This is a genomic window from Rhodococcus sp. H-CA8f (assembly GCF_002501585.1).
Lineage (GTDB): Bacteria > Actinomycetota > Actinomycetes > Mycobacteriales > Mycobacteriaceae > Rhodococcus_F > Rhodococcus_F erythropolis.
The window spans coordinates 1,563,839-1,579,641 of record NZ_CP023720.1 but is presented as its reverse complement, the minus strand read 5'-3'; the positions used below and the strand labels follow the sequence as shown (position 1 = coordinate 1,579,641).

The following is a 15,803-nucleotide window of genomic DNA, read 5'->3' as shown; positions in this document are numbered from 1 at the left end:
TTCACGACCCGCAGGTATTCGGTGCCGGAACACCTGCAAATCGATCCTTCACCCACGCAACAGCTCCCGGCACAGCGGCGCCGTCCGCGTGACCTTCGCCCGGTCGCGCCTGGAATTCGATGACGTCACCCTCGGCGCAGGCACGTTCGACGGCCGCCTCGGTCCATTCCGGACGGATGAGGTTGTCATTGGTACCGACGACTACGTACATCGGACCGCTCGCGCGTTGGCGTGGGAGAGCAACGTCGCTGAGCCACGCGTGAATTCGGTCCGCGTCCTCGGCGGTAGCTGGCCGGGTGTCGGCGGGCGTCACCTTTCCGACAAGACCCAACTTCTCCGTCGCGCGAGAGGTCAGGCACGAGGTGAGCAGGTCGTAGTTCTGCTCGAATGCGCCGCGCACGTAGTCGGTTCGTTCGAGCTCCGGATGGGTGAGGGACAGCCCTTCGAGTACATAGGGCAGCAGCAGTTGCTGAGGCAGTGACAGATTCACCTCGGAATCACTCGAGATGATCGGCGAGATGTCCGCTGCCGGGGACAGGTTTGCTGCACCGACGAATTCCAGTCCGTCGCCGTAGGTGTCGGCTTCCTCGGCCGCTGCCCAGGAAGCCTGCCCGCCTTGGGAAAGCCCCAGAGTTGCCCACCGAGTCGAGGTGTCCGGAACGACGTTGCGCGCCGCTCGAACCGCGTCGATGACGTTGAACGCCGCGGTGTCCGGTTGCAGGTAAGGATGCGGGTCCGGAGTGCCGAGGCCCTCGAAGTCGGATACAGCGACCACGTATCCCGAGTCGAGGAACGGCGCGACCAGGCCGATCGTGCCGAAGAGGGTCGGCGAGGTCGACGGCGCACAGTCGTCCGAAATACCCGTCGTGCCATGGCCGATGGAGACGATCGGCCAACCGCCCTCCGGCGGCGTTCCAGGCGGTGTGAACACGGTTCCCGATACCTGGGTCTCCCGGCCGTCGATACCGGAGGTGGAGCCGTACAGGATTTTCACCGCGCTCGCTCCGGACGCCGCCACTTCGGCTGTGCTGGTGAAGGGTTCACTGTCGAACACGACGCCGCGTTGCGCGCTGCTCTCGACCGGCGGGGTCGTCGTGGTTGCGTTGTCGGTGACAGAGACATCTGGCGAGGCATCCGATCCGCAGCCGACGCTCACGAGGAGCGCGCTCGCCACCACGACTCCCCAGCCTGCGCGAACCCTCGAACTCCGAACCGTCATACGCAGTGTTCCCCTCTATTTGCCCGCGCTGCCTGCTCGGCGACGCCTGACACGTTCCTCGGCTGCGGCCTCTTCGATGTCGAGTCCTTCCAATACGGTACGCAATACCTCGTCGTCGAGATCTCCGTCGTCGCGCGCGGCGATCAGTGCGACTCGTTGCGAGCGAAGGGATTGATGCCGGAATTTGTCGAAGAGCGCTCCCGCATTCCACAAGGCGGCCTCGCGATCGGCGTCCTCGTCGACCTCTTGGAGTTGAAGCCTCGCCTGCATCGAGCGGCGTACGCGCTCGACGATTGCCTGCAATTCCTTTCCGTCGATCCCGGATGGAGGGTGCGCGGCCGCGTCGGCCAACGCCTTCTCACCGGCCTTGCGAGAAATGTTGCGTGCCAACTCCATCTGTTCCTGGGTACGCAATTGTTCATAGGGATCCGCGACGTCGAGACGACGAATGAGGAACGGCAAGGTCGATCCCTGGATGAGCAGTGTCCCGACCGCGACGATGAACGCGATCGCCTGAATGACGCCGCGTCCGGGGAACGGCTCGCCGGACGAGAGCGCGAACGGGATACCGCCGGCCGCAGCAAGAGTGACGACACCGCGCATTCCCGCCCACGAGACCACCAGATTCTGTTTCCACGTCAGTTGATTCTCGCGATCACGGCGCAGGGTTACACCGAATCGCACACGGGAGTAGCTCAGGAACAGCCACACCGGCCGAATCACGATGACCACGGCCAGGACTGCCAGACCGTACGCGAACACGTGAAGCACCGGAAGCCCGTCGGCGACAACATCGTCGATCACGAAGCTCAGTTGCAGCCCCATGTACGCGAAGACGAACATCTCGAGGAGCGTGTCCAGGCTCGACCACACCGAGCGCTCCTGCAGCCTGGTCATGATCGACGCGTCCGTCGAATAGTGTCCGATCACCAGACCAGCAACCACGACGGCCAGAACACCGGACGCATGTAGTTCTTCAGCGGCCAGGTAGGCAGCGAACGGAAGGACCAGCCCCAAGCCGGTTTCGAGTGGAGAGTCGTACATGCGGGCGCGAACGAACTTGACGACAAACGCGAGCACCAAGCCGACGACAACGCCGCCGATTACTTCGTACGCGAAGAACAACAGGGGCGAATCCGTCGCAATTCGCGTTCCGGTCACGGCAGCGACCGCGACGGTGAAGAGGGTCAGCGCGGTCGCGTCGTTGACGAGCCCTTCGCCCGTGAGGATGGCGATGACTCGTTTCGGGAGCCCGAGTTTCTGACCGACCGCCACCGCGCTGACGGCATCGGTCGGCGCGATCACAGCTCCGAGCACGAGGGCGGCGCCGATAGTGAACTCGGGAACCATCCATTCGGCGAAGAAGGCAACCACGAACGCCGTCACCAGCACCATTCCGACGCCGAGACGCAGAATGGGCGCAAGGTTGCGTTTGAAGGTCGCGACCGAGAACTTGAGAGCGGCCGAGTAGAGAAGCGGCGGCAGGACCACACCGAGAATGACGTGGGGGTCCAGTTCGGGCCGCGGCATACCGGGGATGAAGGAGGCGACCGAGCCCACGGTCACCAGGACCAGCGGGGCCTGCAGGTTTCGTCGATTGGACAGCCCGGTGACTGCAATGGCGGCAATGACAACCAGCAGAATCCAGGTGAAGTTCACGCGTTCATTCTGCCCGCCGACCCTGGGAGTTCACCCAGCGGACGCACAGAAGCCCGCAACCTTTTCGGTTACGGGCCCCTGAGCAACGGTATGGCCGAATCCGGTTTTACTGCTTTTCGGGAACAGCCTTCTTGGCGGCCTCGGCTGCCTTGTCGATCTGATCGCCGTACTTGTTGCCGGTCTTGTCGTCGGCAATGTCGGCCACCTTGTCGATCGCGTCGTGAACCTTGTCGGAGTTCTCCGCTGCGAGCTCCTGGCCCTTTTCGACCAATCCCTTGACGTTGTCCAAGAAACCCATGTCCGTGTCCTCTCCCGGTGCTGACGCACATCCTTCGGCGGAATCGTTCCTCCGCGCCCTTCGATTCTCACAGGTCGACGGCCTCTACGCCAGAAAGCAGGTCCGTGCGTTCGAGCCGCGCGCAACTCGAGGTAGCGTTAACCCGCCAATAGCTGATTGATCACCCATCGACATCGACAGGTGCCCGGATTGAATGCAGGACTGCGCGGGACGGGGAGCGACCCCCACCCCACGCGTGAACTGCTGTCCCGGTGGTGGTCGGATCGCACCGATTACACCTGGCTCCCCCGATTCCTCGACACTCGCGGACTGACCGTTCCCGGACGCAAATTAGTCGCGGTGTGGTGTTTTCTCTTCGCGCTGATCGCGGCGACCATGCAGTTGAGCCGCTTCGGTTCCGATTCCGCCCTTGCACGGTCCATCCTCGCAGTCGGGACCATCAGCGGGGTCTATGCCGGTTGCCGTTGGGTGCGAAACGAATCGTGGCCCACCTGGCGCCAATCCGTGGCCTTTGTCGTCTGGGCCGACCTCTGGCTCGCCGTCACGCTCTTCTTCGCGGTTCGCACAGCGTTCGTCGGAACGCTGGGTTGCGTCCTGTTCATCATGATCGGCTTCTACGCGGCGATAGTTCACAGTCCGCGTGTTGCCGTGACCCACATCGGCTGGGCTCTTGCTGTCTGCACGACGCTCGCTGCCATGGCGATGTCCGAGCCGGTCAACGACGACTGGGTGGTCGTGAATCTCTATCTGATGGTTGCCGGTGTGGTTTTCTCCACCGCGTGGATTCTGCAGATCGTCTGGCTGCGCCTGACCGACGACGCACGAAACGCTCACCGGGACTACCTCACCGCGACACTCAATCGCCGCGGACTCCAGGACGAGGCACAGCATCTGCTGCGCAGTGATCGAACGCAGGCTCTGATCGCACTGCTCATCGACGTCGACTCGTTCAAAATCCTCAACGACACGCACGGTCACGTAGCAGGTGACGACGCGTTGACCGCTGTCGCTGACCGCCTCATCGCTGCCGCCGGGCCCGAGGCAGTGGTGGCGCGAATCGGCGGCGACGAGTTCGTCGTCCTGCGCGGAGTCGATCGAGGAGATATCGAACAGGTCGCCACCGAGATACATTCGGCGGTCTCGTCCGACTCCGATCCCTATCCCGTATCCGCCAGTACCGGCGTCAGCGTCTACCTCTGTCCCGAGACGGACTTACCGGATCGGGCTGTCAACGAACTGATCGAGCACGCAGACAATGCGATGTACCGGGCCAAGAAGCGCGGCGGCGATCGCATTGCCTGGGTGCAGATGTTCAGGCGCTGAAACTACTTACTCACTGTGGGCGTGGTGATGCTCGCCGGGCAGGTCGTCGGGCGTCGCGAAAATCTTCCGCTTCTCCCCGTGCAGGCGTGCGCTGATCCACCACGAGAGTTCCACGAGCACAACGCCGATAGCGCCGAGGGTGATCGCGAGCGTCGTCGCAGCGACGTTGCTCGGATCAAGCTTGAAGAACTCACGAGTGAACGGCAGCGCGAACAGGATGAGGTACCCGGCAACCGATCCGCCGATCAGAACGAGCTTCCACCACACGTACGGCCGAGCAACGACGGCCAGGACCCACACGGCGATCATGATCAACGTGATGAGTGCACTGGTTCCGGCCTGGATCTTCTGGGTTTCCGTCTGGTCCGGGCCTTGGTAAGCCAACACGTAGGAGATGAACGTAGTGATGCCGATGATCAGGCCCGACGGCAACGCCAGACGCATCACGCGGGAGACGAAACCGGTTCGCGCGCGCTCGTTGTTGGGTGCCAGAGACAAGATGAAGGCTGGGATACCGATCGTGAACCACGCCGCGATCGTGACGTGGCGGGGCAGGAACGGGTACGGCAGCGGTTCGAAGTCGAAGACCTGGGACAGGACGCCGGTGATGCCGATCAGGAACGCGAGCACCACCGAGTAGACGGTCTTGGTCAGGAACAGATTCGACACACGCTCGATGTTGCCGATCACTCGGCGGCCTTCCGCGACGACGTACGGGAGCGTCGCGAACTTGTTGTCCAGCAGCACGATCTGGGCCACGGCTCGGGTAGCCGGGCTGCCCGAACCCATCGAGACTCCGATGTCGGCGTCCTTAAGGGCGAGCACGTCGTTGACGCCGTCACCGGTCATCGCGACGGTATGTCCGCGAGACTGCAAGGCAGCGACCATTTCCCGCTTCTGATCCGGTCGTACTCGACCGAACGTCGTTGCTCCGTCGAGAGTGTCCGCCAGCTTTTCCTGATCGCTGGGAAGATCCCGCGCGTCGATGGGACGGTCACCACCCTCGAGCCCGAGGGAACCGGCAACGGCACCGACGGAAACCGCGTTGTCGCCGGAAATGACCTTGACCGCGACCTTCTGGCTGGCGAAGTACTCCAACGTCTCCTGCGCGTCCGGACGCACCTTCTGCTCGAGTACGACCAGAGCCTCAGGGGTGACGGTGCCCGGCGCGTCGGCGTCGTCGACGGGAAGGTTGCTGCTGCCGAGCATGAGGACACGAAGCCCGCTCGAACCCACTTCTTCTGCCTTGCGGGCCATCTCCGAGTCTGGATCGAGCAGCACGTCCGGGGCACCGAGCACCCAGTTGCCGTGACTGCCGTACGACTGGCCACTCCACTTCTTCGCCGAGGAGAACGGCGCGAGCGCGGTGGCTTCGCCCCAACCGGAATCGTCGGAGAGAGACTCGCGAATCGCCAGAACGCTCGCGTTGGGGCGAGGGTCGGACGCAGCCATCGCGCTCAACGCGGACTTGACTGCAGACTCCCCTGATCCACCCGGTGCGACATCGACCTCGGACAGGCGCATGCCGTTCTCGGTCAGCGTTCCGGTCTTGTCCGCGCACACCACGTCGACACGGGCCAAGCCTTCGATCGCCGGCAACTCCTGAACGAGGCACTGGCGCTTGCCCAATCGGATGACACCGACCGCAAAAGCAATGGACGTCATGAGCACAAGGCCTTCGGGAACCATCGGAACCAGCGCTGCCACCATGCCGTTGAGCGCGGGTCGGATCGGCAAGCCGATCGTGAAGAGCTGATTGAAGATGATCAGCGCTCCCGCCGGAATCATCAGATAGGTGATGAATTTCAGGATCTTGTCGATACCGCTGCGCAGTTCCGAATGCACGAGGGTGAACTTGCTCGCCTCTTCGGCCAGCTTGGCCGCGTATGCATCTCCACCGACCTTGGTGGCGCGGTACGCGCCGCTACCTGCGGCAACGAAACTGCCCGACAGCACTTGCTGGCCGCTCGCCTTGTGAACCGGATCAGCCTCACCGGTGAGCAGCGATTCGTCGACCTCGAGTGCGGCAGAACTGACCACCTCACCGTCGACGACTATCTGGTCACCGGATCCGAGTTCGATAATGTCATCGAGCACAACATCTTTGGGCGCCATTGCCACGGCGACGCCGTCACGCCTGACCATGGGCTTGGCCTGACTCACGATGGCCAGAGCGTCGAGCGTGCGCTTGGCGCGGATCTCCTGGATGATGCCGATACCGCTGTTCGCGATGATCAACAACCCGAACATGCCGTCGATGATCGAACCCGTCGCGAGCACGATCACCAACAACACGGTCAGGATCGCGTTGATGCGAGTGAAGACGTTGCCGCGGATGATGTCCTTGACCGAGCGGGACGCCCGGTCCGGTACATCATTGGTTTGTCCCGACGCGATCCTTGCTGCAACCTGATCGGCGGTCAGACCGCGGGCGACGTCGACGTCGTCCGGCAATCGCTCAGGCGCTACCGCCACTGCTGTCTCTTCTGAACTGGTGTGCTCGTGAGCCATGGTCAAAGATTACGCACCCGGAGCAACTAATCAGGGTTCGACTCGACAGGCAACCACGTCCGCGGCACTTCTCCGCTCAGCCCAGCGGTATCCACCACTTCGACGGCGGTGTCGGTGACAACGCGTCGATCCTGCCGCCAGGCATCGGGACCGACACTGTTGTGCCCGCCTCTGCGGCCGACTCGTTGAGGCGAATGATCGGCTCCGACCACGAGTGAAACGCGAGGTTGAAGGTCGCCCAGTGGATCGGTACGAAGACACCGCGCGATCCGTCGCCCTTGTTGAGGTCGATGTGTGTCTGCACTGCCTCTTCCGGATTCATGTGAATGTCCGGCCAGCGCACGTCGTACGCGCCCACGGGGAGAAGCGTCAGATCGAAAGGCCCATAGGTTTCACCCAACTGTTCGAAACGTGATGTGTATCCGCTGTCTCCGCCGAAGAACACCCGGTGTTTCGGACCGGCGAATACCCACGACGCCCACTGCGTCGTGTTCCGGACGAGGCCACGACCGGAGAAGTGACGAGCCTCGGTGCACGTGAGGACCAGGTCGTCGATTTTTGTCGACTCGTCCCAGTCCAATTCCACGATCCGGTTCTCGGGCACCTTCCAGTGCCGCAGGTGAGCCCCGATACCGATCGGAACGACAAACGGAGCGGTCTGGGTGCGAGTCAGAATCTTGACCGTCGCCATGTCGAGGTGGTCGTAATGATCATGCGAGATGACTATCGCATCTACCGTCGGTAGATCAGCCAAGGCCACGGGAGTGGGATGCATACGTGCGGGACCTACTGTGGCCGAGGGTGATACGCGTTCGCTCCACACCGGATCGGCGAGAACGCGGTAACCGTCGACCTCGACGAGAACACTCGAATGGCCGTACCACGTCACGGCCGCGTCACCCGCTACCGACGGCGCCAGCGGAGTGGCCAACGGAATCGGCTGACGCGGCCGACCCGTCGACCCCCGTGTAGCCATCGACTTGAACATCCCGGCATCGGTGCCCGGAACCAGAGTGCTGCTGGGCTCCGAGTTGTGGAACTGGCGATCCCGGTATCGCGGGGACATCGCCGCATACGGTTGCACTGTGTTTCGCGACGCCCCGATCTGCGTCGGGATTCCCCATGCGGCTCGCGCCACCCACCCTGTCGCCGCGGCAACAGCCGCAACTCCGAGAACCGTCGTCTTCTTCATTCAGACGAGCGTAGCCACTATCTGTCCCGCGTGCCTGGTGCCTGTTTTCCCTGCAACGAGCTTTACTTTCCCTTGAATACGGGAGGGCGGTTCTCGATGCGGGCGGCGCGGGCTTCCTGGACGTCCTCGCTGAGCCAGGCGGCGTGGAGGGCGTCGAGTTGCTCGGGAGACTGTTCCTCCATGGTGCCGTCGTCGTTGAGAACCATCTTCATGTGCCGCAACGACAGCGGTGCGAGATTGGCGATGCGGTGCGCCCATTCCTGAGCGTCGTCGAGGGTTCCGAGCTTGTTGGCGAGACCGCGAGTGAAGGCTTCCTCGGCGCCGATCTGTTCGATGCCGAGCAGAATGGTACGCGCCGGACCGCCGCCGACCAGCGACGCGAGCCGACGCATGGTCCACTTGTCCACCGAGACTCCGAGAGTGGCCGCGGGGATTCCGAAGCGAGCGGTCGGTGCCACGACGCGCAGATCCGACGCGATGGCCAACTGGGTACCGGCGCCGATGGCCGGACCGTTGACAGCGGCAATGACGGGGATGGGCGCCGTGTCGATCGACCGGAGCATTTCGAACAAGCGGTCGGTGAAGCCCTCCATGTAGACGTCGCCGGACAGGTCCGCGCCTGCACAGAACGCCGATCCCTCACCGGTGATGACGACAACGTGCGCATGCTCGGCGACTGCCGCGTTCATCGCGTCCCGTATTGCGATGCAGAGTTCGGCGCTGAGCGCATTACGACGCTCGTGACGCTGCAACTCGATGGTCACGACGTTGCCGTCACGGGAGAACCCGATCATGTCCGCTCACTTTCGTTTCTGGAAGGCTCGACACACGGGAGTTCCGAGGCGCCGCTACCGTCCGCATACTTCTCTGCAGCTAAGTTCTGTACATCAGGAGGTTAGATTACCGATGAGTACAGACGACCTTGCCGCACAGCAACCACACCCGGTTGACGTGGTGGTGATCGGTGCGGGACAGGCCGGACTCTCCGCCGCGTACTACCTGCGCAAGTTCGGAATCGAACCCGAATCGGGGTTCGTGGTGCTCGATCATGCGTCCGGTCCGGGCGGAGCGTGGCAGTTCCGATGGCCGAGCCTGACACTGAGCACCGTCAACGGTGTGCACGACCTCCCGGGAATGTCCTTCGCGGAAACCACCGGTACAGACGCCGAACAAGTGCCTGCATCGGTGGCGGTCCCCCATTACTTCGAACTGTACGAAAAGCAATTCGAACTTCCCGTCCACCGCCCGGTACACACACGGGTGGTGTGTCCGAGGGAAGAGCGACTGCGAATCGAAACCGACCAGGGAGTGTTCGCGGCGCGAGGCTTGATCAACGCGACGGGAACCTGGGAGCGCCCCTTCATCCCCCACTATCGCGGGGCCGAGTCCTTCCGTGGCCGACAACTCCATACGAAGGACTATCGAACCGCTGCGGAGTTCGAAGGCAAACATGTTGTGGTGGTCGGCGGCGGTATCTCGGCCGTCCAACTGCTCGACGAGATCTCACGCGTCACGACCACTACCTGGGTGACGCGGCGCGAACCCGAGTTCCGCGACGAGCCGTTCACGCCGGACATCGGCCGCGCTGCGGTTGCCATGGTCGAAGATCGTGTACGACGCGGCCTGCCACCGGGATCCGTTGTCTCGGTGACCGGCCTCCCCGCGACGCCTGCCATCCAGGCAGCGCGAGAGCGCGGTGTGATGAATCGTCTGCCGATGTTCTCCGAAATCCTTCCGAACGGCGTGAAGTGGGCCGACGGTACCGTCGTCGACGCCGATGTCATCTTGTGGTGCACCGGTTTTCGTAGCTCACTCGATCACCTGGCGCCGTTGCACCTGCGCGGACCGGGTGGCGGAATCCCGATGACCGGGCGCCTCGCCACGCAGGTCGAAGCCGACCCTCGCGTACACCTGGTGGGATACGGACCGTCGTCGTCGACGATCGGAGCCAACCGCGCCGGCCAAGCGGCGGCGCGCGAACTGACCGCGTACCTGGGAATCGGCGAATGAACAGAATACTGATTCCGGGCGAAACCTGCTGGCGCATCGAACCGGCCGACAATCTTGCCTGCATCGTCGACGCCGCTGACTACTTTCATCATGCGAAGTCCGCAATGCTGCAAGCCGAGAAGCGAATCATGTTGATCGGCTGGGACTTCGACACGCGCATCAAACTCGAACCAGGCAAGCAGACGCTCGACGGCCCCAACCGATTGGGAATGTTCCTCCGCTGGCTGGTCCGCGAGAAACCCGACCTCGAAATCCTCGTACTCAAATGGAACATCGGCGCGTTCACCGCAATTGGGCGCGGCATGACTCCCGTCTTCGTGTCCAACTGGCTGACCGACGAGCGCCTTCGGTTCGAGATCGACGGTGCCCACCCGGTTGGTGCGGCGCACCATCAGAAAATCATCGTCATCGACGACACTCTGGCATTCTGCGGCGGCATCGACATGACGGTGGACCGCTGGGACACCTCGGATCACGTCGACCGCAACGACTACCGGATCACACCGAGCGGAAGACGTTACGGCCCTTGGCATGACGCAACCACGGCGGTCGACGGCAATGCTGCCGCGGCCATCGGCGAATTAGCGCGGGCACGCTGGAAATCCGCAACCGGAGAGGACCTCCCACCGGTCCAGAGCACTGCGACGCCGTGGCCGGTCAATTTGGCTCCTACCTTGCGCGTCGTCGACGTGGCCATCGCCAGAACGCTGCCGGAACTCGGCGAACGCACAGAGGTACGCGAGATCGAGGCGCTCTATCTCGCGGCCATCGCCGGGGCAGAACACACGCTGTACATCGAAAGCCAGTACCTCGCCTCACGCACGCTGGCCGAGGCGATTGCCGCGCGTCTACGTGAGGCCGACGGGCCGGAGATCGTTCTGGTCATTCCGCGCAATGCCGATGGATGGCTCGAACAAAAGGCGATGGACGGGGCACGCCACGACCTGCTGCATTTGCTGTGGTCGGCCGATATCCACGACCGGTTCGGTGCGTTCTATCCCGTGACCTCTTCCGGCGCACCAATTTACGTGCATGCCAAGGTCCTCGTGATGGACGATCGCCTCCTGCGAATCGGGTCGTCGAACCTCAACAACCGTTCGATGGGCTTCGACACCGAGTGCGACATCGCCGTCGAATCCGACGACGACGCAGATGTCGAGTTGCGCGCCTCGATCATCGGATTGAGGCGCCGGCTACTCAGCGAGCACCTCGACGTCACCGAGGAAGAAGTCGACGACGCGTTGGGTGAGCAGTCACTGTTGTCGACGGTTCGCGCTCTCTCGACCTCCGACGCTCGCAGTCTGCGCGAATTCGACCGGAATACAGTCGACGGCGAAGACCACGTGCTCGCTGAAAATGCACTGATGGATCCCGAGCGCACGCCGCCCAGACTGAGCGATCGAATCGAAGGATTGCGCCGCCTGCTCGGCAAACGCTGAGACTCTAGAACACGCGCACGCAGTGCCCGGCTGCCAGCGCGAGTTCGACGAGTGTTGCACCGTGAACACTCGGGACGAGCGCGATGAGAAACGTATCGCTGTCGCTGTCGAGCCAGGCAAGTGAAACGCCCGTCTCGGTGATGTTGTCGCCGACTCGAGCGAGAAGCGATTCGAGTCCGGCAGCTCGATCGAAGGTCATGGCAAGACTCTGCGCCCACTCCCACGATCCTGTCGGCGCCGACGCGAGCGCTCTCAGCTGACCGAGAACCTCGGCAGCGTCCTCGTTCCAGTCCACCCAGACCAGGAGTTTTCGGTCGTGCAACGCGTCGACGAGAGCAAACCACCCCAATTCCGGGTGCGGCTTCTCGAGCGTCTGTGAGTACAGCTCGTTCTGTACTTCGACATACCGTTCCGGATAGTCGATCGCGAGAGTGACACGGTCGATGACGACAGTGCTGTCAGGGGCGAGCAGTTCGGCGATCGCGCGCAACGCGTCGCGAGCAGGTCCACCCACTATGGCTCCAAGGTTCGATTCGGTCATCGGTGCGGTTTCCACAGTCTGACATGCGAGTGCGACTCGTTCGGACGTGTCTTCGATGTCAGGTCCTGAGTCAGATCCCTCCGGAGATTCCCGCGCGCCGCATATCAACGAGTCGACGAGTTACCGAATCGAACAACCCGGCTATCCCATTCGCCGCACTTGTCCGTTTACCCTTTCACCTGGCCTTACAATCCGGATATAGTCATCGGCGATCCATGAAGCCAACTGGGATGTAGCGAGCCAGCGAACAGTCTGTTACCGTTCAGCTAACTACCCCTTCTGGTCAAACCGGATTGAAGGGGTTCGGGCAATGACCCACGGGGGGTTGACGTGAAGGGGCCATGTTCCGCATGAAACACGATTCACACACGACAACCTCTTGGTGGTCGATCGGCGAATGGCGCCTGGGATGGAAGGTCATCGCCGTTCTCGCATTGCCGATGATCGTCGCCGTCGTCCTCGGCGCACTTCGAGTTCAGACAGAACTCGAAGAAGCCGCACAGCTGAGTTCCTCGTCCGAGCGTGCCCTCGCAGTGCCCGCGGCGATCAACCTCGAATCCGCACTGTACGAACTCGCCGAAGCCGCATCGGCACGCACTGACACCGGCCCGGCAACACAAGCAGTTTCGGACGCAATGGACCAACTGGTAGACGCCGCGCGCGCGTTCCAGTCCGACGGCGACCTCAACGACCAAGTGACTTCGGCGCTCGCCGAGAGCCGTTCCATCACCGAGGAGATCGCCGCCGGCGCGGTGGCTCCCGCACGCTTGGTTTCGCGGGTCGGCGAAGTCTCGCGCGCACTCTCGAGCACCTTCACCAGCGTCGTCGAGCATTCTCAACGCCCTGTCCTGCGCGAACAAGGTGGTCGACTCTCCGCACTCTGGGAAGCGCGACGAGCGCTGGCCGAACAACGAATCCTCTTCGGCTCCGGTGATCCGGACCAGCAAGCTCGTACGTCGATGGTCAGTGCTGCCGGTGCCGAACTGGTCGCTCTGAACAACATTCTGGCCATCGACGGGAGTAACGACACCGTCCAGACCCTCAGCAACTCTGCTCAGAACCGGATCAACGCCCTCGGATCAACTCCGTCGACCTCTCCTCTGGGGAGCCGCGTCGGCGCCGATCTGAAATCCGGAAACGACCAGTACAACAGCCTGACCGACACCACCGTCACCGAGTTCGGCGACACCGTCACCGCCGAATCCAATGCAGCACGAACCGCAGCACTCCGTGACACTGCAATCGTGCTCGGCGCGGTCCTGCTGGCACTGGCCATCGCCCTCGTCATCAGCCGATCGCTCATCGATCCGATCCGCCGGTTGCGATTTGCCGCATTGCAGGCCGCACGACGCGGACTCCCCGACGCGATCGAACGAATTCGCGCAGGTGCCAGTACCGACGAACTCGACTTCGCCCGTGTCCCGATCCGCACCCACGAGGAAATCGGCGAGCTTGCACGCGCGGTGGACGACATGCACGGTCAGGCCATCACGCTTGCCGGCGAGCAGGCCACCCTGCGGCGCCAGGTCAACGACATGTTCGAAACGCTGTCGCGGCGTAACAAGTCCCTCGTCGACCAGCAACTCGGTTTGATCGAACAGTTGGAGCAGGACGAAGACGACCCGCGTCGCCTCGAGAATCTGTTCCGGCTCGACCACATCGCCGCGAGAATGCGTCGAAACGGCGACAACTTGCTGGTTCTCGCCGGAACCGATGTACGCCGCGCCAGGACCGCCCCCGTCGCTCTCGGCGATACCCTTCGCGCCGCGGTATCAGGAGTCGAGGAGTATCGACGCGTCGAACTCGGGCAGATCCCGCCCGGAGTCGTCACCGGTCATGCTGCCCCGGACGTCGTTCACCTCATCGCTGAGCTGCTCGACAATTCTCTGCGGTACTCCCCACCGGAGACCACCGTCTCCATCAACGCTGCCCGCACTATCGACGGCTCCATGATCGTCGAGATCGCAGATCTCGGTATCGGCATGTCGCCTGCCGATATCCTCGATGCCAACGAGCGCCTCGCCGCCGGCGGCGAGATGAGCGCGGATACAGCGCGTCGCATGGGTTTGTTCGTCGTGAGCCGAATCAGCCGTCGCTACAACATCTCTGTGCGCCTGCGCCCGACGGCAACGTCATCGACGCACAGCGGCATCACCGCAACGGTGCTCCTACCGACGTCGATACTCGATTCGTCTCGGGGACCCGAGATCCGCACGCCGCGAACCGGACCCGTTCCCACGCTCGATCGAACTCCCCCTCCCACACCGCCTGCACCGTCATGGTCACAGCCCGTCCCGACCGAATCCGCACCCCCGCGGCCTGCGACCAGAAGTCTCGCTGATCTCCCGCGTCGAACGCCCGGTAACAGTACCGATCGGACCGAGACGTTCGCCCCGATCACACCGCAATCCACTCCTACGGCAACAGCGCCTTCGGGATTGCCACGTCGCACTCCGGGCACAAGTGGAGTACCGGCAGTCAGCACTTCAACTCCGACCACTGCTTCACCCGCCACCTCGGTGTCGTCCTTCGCTCCTCTGCCCGATCCCGAGGGCACAAGCACATCGACGTCCCTTCCCGTTCGTACTCCGTCGCCGGAATTCGCCTCGCCGGCACAGGGTCCCGAGATCCCGGTGGGTCCACAACCGTCGACAACCCCGCCGCCGCGGCACCGACTCTCAGCCCCGATGCCGACAAATACTGCGGCATTCTTCTCCTCACGCACCCGTGACGGGCTCTCTGCTCGCGCATCGGCGAGGGCTGACGGCGCGGGCGACGGCAACTCGAACGGCGTACCCTCTGCTCCGACCACGATGCCGATTTTCGCCCGGATGGTGTCGGAGTGGCTCGTGGATCCGACGGCGGAGACTTCGGCGGCTTCCACCGGCAGTTCGTGGACCACCGACGCGGATCAAGGCTGGCTGGCCGCTCGAACCTCGTTCGAGATGCCGGTCACCAAGATCGCCGATTCCGGTCTGCCCATTCGAGACCGCGGAGCCCGCCTGGTTCCTGGTGCCGTCGGCGGAGGCGGTACGACACAGCGCCATGCATCCAATCCGGCGGACGTCCAACGTGGTTGGAGCAGTTACCAATCCGGAGTACAACGAGGGCGTCGGCGCGCCGCCGACCATCAGCCCGATGGCGGACAGTCTTTCGAATCGTCCACGATGTTGCACAACGATGAAGGAGAACAGTGAACACTGTCGGAGCCCAGGAGACTCCCCGCGCACTCGACTGGCTGGTTTCGGCTTTTGCCCGAGACGTGCCGGGTGTGAGTCACGCGATCATCGTCTCAGCCGACGGGTTGTTGACCGCCTCGAGCACACACCTTCCGCTCGATCGGGCGGATCAATTGGCCGCTGTCACTTCCGGACTCGCCAGCCTGTCCGCGGGGGCGTCACGCCTCTTCGACGGTGGGGCCGTCATGCAGTCCGTCGTCGAGATGGAGAACGGCTACCTGCTTCTCATGGGCGTCGGTAGCGGCGCTTACCTTGCCGCCCTCGCTGTCGCCGGATGCGACATCGGCCAGATCGGTTACGAAATGGCGACTCTCGTCGATCGCGTCGGGACCACGATGGACATTGCCCCGCGAACGTCGCAGGGTATTTGAG

General features: G+C 63.2%; 12 protein-coding genes. 5 read left to right on the top strand and 7 right to left on the bottom strand.

The annotated features are described in order from the left end of the window. Nucleotide 1: 1 nt before the first annotated feature. The 3 genes from CPI83_RS07610 to CPI83_RS07600 form a co-directional block, all read right to left on the bottom strand. Nucleotides 2-1,219, bottom strand: a complete 1,218-nt coding sequence (locus CPI83_RS07610; protein WP_019744840.1) for a lipase family protein — start codon at nucleotides 1,217-1,219, stop codon at nucleotides 2-4. 15 nt (nucleotides 1,220-1,234) lie between these two features. Beyond that, nucleotides 1,235-2,878 carry a Na+/H+ antiporter gene (locus tag CPI83_RS07605; protein WP_019744841.1) on the bottom strand — a complete coding sequence of 548 codons (1,644 nt, stop codon included), beginning with the start codon at nucleotides 2,876-2,878 and terminating at the stop codon, nucleotides 1,235-1,237. Nucleotides 2,879-2,984: 106 nt separating this feature from the next. Continuing rightward, on the bottom strand, nucleotides 2,985-3,176 hold the full coding sequence (locus CPI83_RS07600) for an antitoxin (RefSeq protein ID WP_003940164.1): 192 nt from the start codon (nucleotides 3,174-3,176) through the stop codon (nucleotides 2,985-2,987). A 180-nt stretch (nucleotides 3,177-3,356) separates the two neighbouring features. On the opposite strand from CPI83_RS07600, the gene CPI83_RS07595 reads away from it, so the two are divergent. Next, complete coding sequence (locus tag CPI83_RS07595; protein WP_020908721.1) at nucleotides 3,357-4,499, top strand: GGDEF domain-containing protein; 1,143 nt, start codon at nucleotides 3,357-3,359, stop codon at nucleotides 4,497-4,499. A 6-nt stretch (nucleotides 4,500-4,505) separates the two neighbouring features. On the opposite strand, the gene CPI83_RS07590 is transcribed toward CPI83_RS07595, so the two are convergent. From CPI83_RS07590 to CPI83_RS07580, 3 genes are all read right to left on the bottom strand, one after another. After that, nucleotides 4,506-7,010 carry an HAD-IC family P-type ATPase gene (locus CPI83_RS07590; RefSeq protein ID WP_019744843.1) on the bottom strand — a complete coding sequence of 835 codons (2,505 nt, stop codon included), beginning with the start codon at nucleotides 7,008-7,010 and terminating at the stop codon, nucleotides 4,506-4,508. Nucleotides 7,011-7,086: 76 nt separating this feature from the next. Further along, on the bottom strand, nucleotides 7,087-8,202 hold the full coding sequence (locus CPI83_RS07585; protein WP_019744844.1) for an MBL fold metallo-hydrolase: 1,116 nt from the start codon (nucleotides 8,200-8,202) through the stop codon (nucleotides 7,087-7,089). Nucleotides 8,203-8,264: 62 nt separating this feature from the next. Then, entirely contained in the window at nucleotides 8,265-8,996 is a 732-nt protein-coding gene (locus tag CPI83_RS07580; RefSeq protein ID WP_019744845.1) for an enoyl-CoA hydratase, read from the bottom strand. Between the two features lie 112 nt (nucleotides 8,997-9,108). Between CPI83_RS07580 and CPI83_RS07575 the strand changes: the two genes are divergently transcribed. After that, on the top strand, nucleotides 9,109-10,212 hold the full coding sequence (locus CPI83_RS07575) for an NAD(P)-binding domain-containing protein (protein ID WP_097387031.1): 1,104 nt from the start codon (nucleotides 9,109-9,111) through the stop codon (nucleotides 10,210-10,212). Beyond that, nucleotides 10,209-11,651: a phospholipase D-like domain-containing protein gene (locus tag CPI83_RS07570; protein ID WP_097387030.1), complete on the top strand. Its 1,443-nt coding sequence runs from the start codon at nucleotides 10,209-10,211 to the stop codon at nucleotides 11,649-11,651. Before CPI83_RS07575 ends, CPI83_RS07570 begins: the two co-directional genes overlap by 4 nt. 4 nt (nucleotides 11,652-11,655) lie before the next feature. On the opposite strand, the gene CPI83_RS07565 is transcribed toward CPI83_RS07570, so the two are convergent. Further along, nucleotides 11,656-12,192 (bottom strand): hypothetical protein, encoded by a 537-nt coding sequence (locus CPI83_RS07565; RefSeq protein WP_232816879.1) that lies wholly within the window; start codon nucleotides 12,190-12,192, stop codon nucleotides 11,656-11,658. 350 nt (nucleotides 12,193-12,542) lie between these two features. Between CPI83_RS07565 and CPI83_RS07560 the strand changes: the two genes are divergently transcribed. Both CPI83_RS07560 and CPI83_RS07555 read left to right on the top strand, forming a co-directional pair. Further along, the gene (locus CPI83_RS07560) at nucleotides 12,543-15,389 is read left to right on the top strand and encodes an ATP-binding protein (protein WP_232816878.1); all 2,847 of its coding nucleotides are present in this window, start codon (nucleotides 12,543-12,545) and stop codon (nucleotides 15,387-15,389) included. Next, nucleotides 15,386-15,802: a roadblock/LC7 domain-containing protein gene (locus tag CPI83_RS07555; RefSeq protein ID WP_003940329.1), complete on the top strand. Its 417-nt coding sequence runs from the start codon at nucleotides 15,386-15,388 to the stop codon at nucleotides 15,800-15,802. The genes CPI83_RS07560 and CPI83_RS07555 overlap by 4 nt, the downstream gene beginning before the upstream one ends. Nucleotide 15,803: the final 1 nt, after the last annotated feature.

Excerpts from the sequence above, each read along its gene's own strand:
- CPI83_RS07610 (WP_019744840.1), bottom strand. The coding sequence starts at position 1,219 with ATGACGGTTCGGAGTTCGAGGGTTCGCGCAGGCTGGGGAGTCGTGGTG.
- CPI83_RS07600 (WP_003940164.1), bottom strand. The coding sequence starts at position 3,176 with ATGGGTTTCTTGGACAACGTCAAGGGATTGGTCGAAAAGGGCCAGGAG.
- CPI83_RS07590 (WP_019744843.1), bottom strand. The coding sequence starts at position 7,010 with ATGGCTCACGAGCACACCAGTTCAGAAGAGACAGCAGTGGCGGTAGCG.
- CPI83_RS07585 (WP_019744844.1), bottom strand. The coding sequence starts at position 8,202 with ATGAAGAAGACGACGGTTCTCGGAGTTGCGGCTGTTGCCGCGGCGACA.
- CPI83_RS07580 (WP_019744845.1), bottom strand. The coding sequence starts at position 8,996 with ATGATCGGGTTCTCCCGTGACGGCAACGTCGTGACCATCGAGTTGCAG.
- CPI83_RS07575 (WP_097387031.1), top strand. The coding sequence starts at position 9,109 with ATGAGTACAGACGACCTTGCCGCACAGCAACCACACCCGGTTGACGTG.
- CPI83_RS07570 (WP_097387030.1), top strand. The coding sequence starts at position 10,209 with ATGAACAGAATACTGATTCCGGGCGAAACCTGCTGGCGCATCGAACCG.
- CPI83_RS07565 (WP_232816879.1), bottom strand. The coding sequence starts at position 12,192 with ATGACCGAATCGAACCTTGGAGCCATAGTGGGTGGACCTGCTCGCGAC.
- CPI83_RS07560 (WP_232816878.1), top strand. The coding sequence starts at position 12,543 with ATGAAACACGATTCACACACGACAACCTCTTGGTGGTCGATCGGCGAA.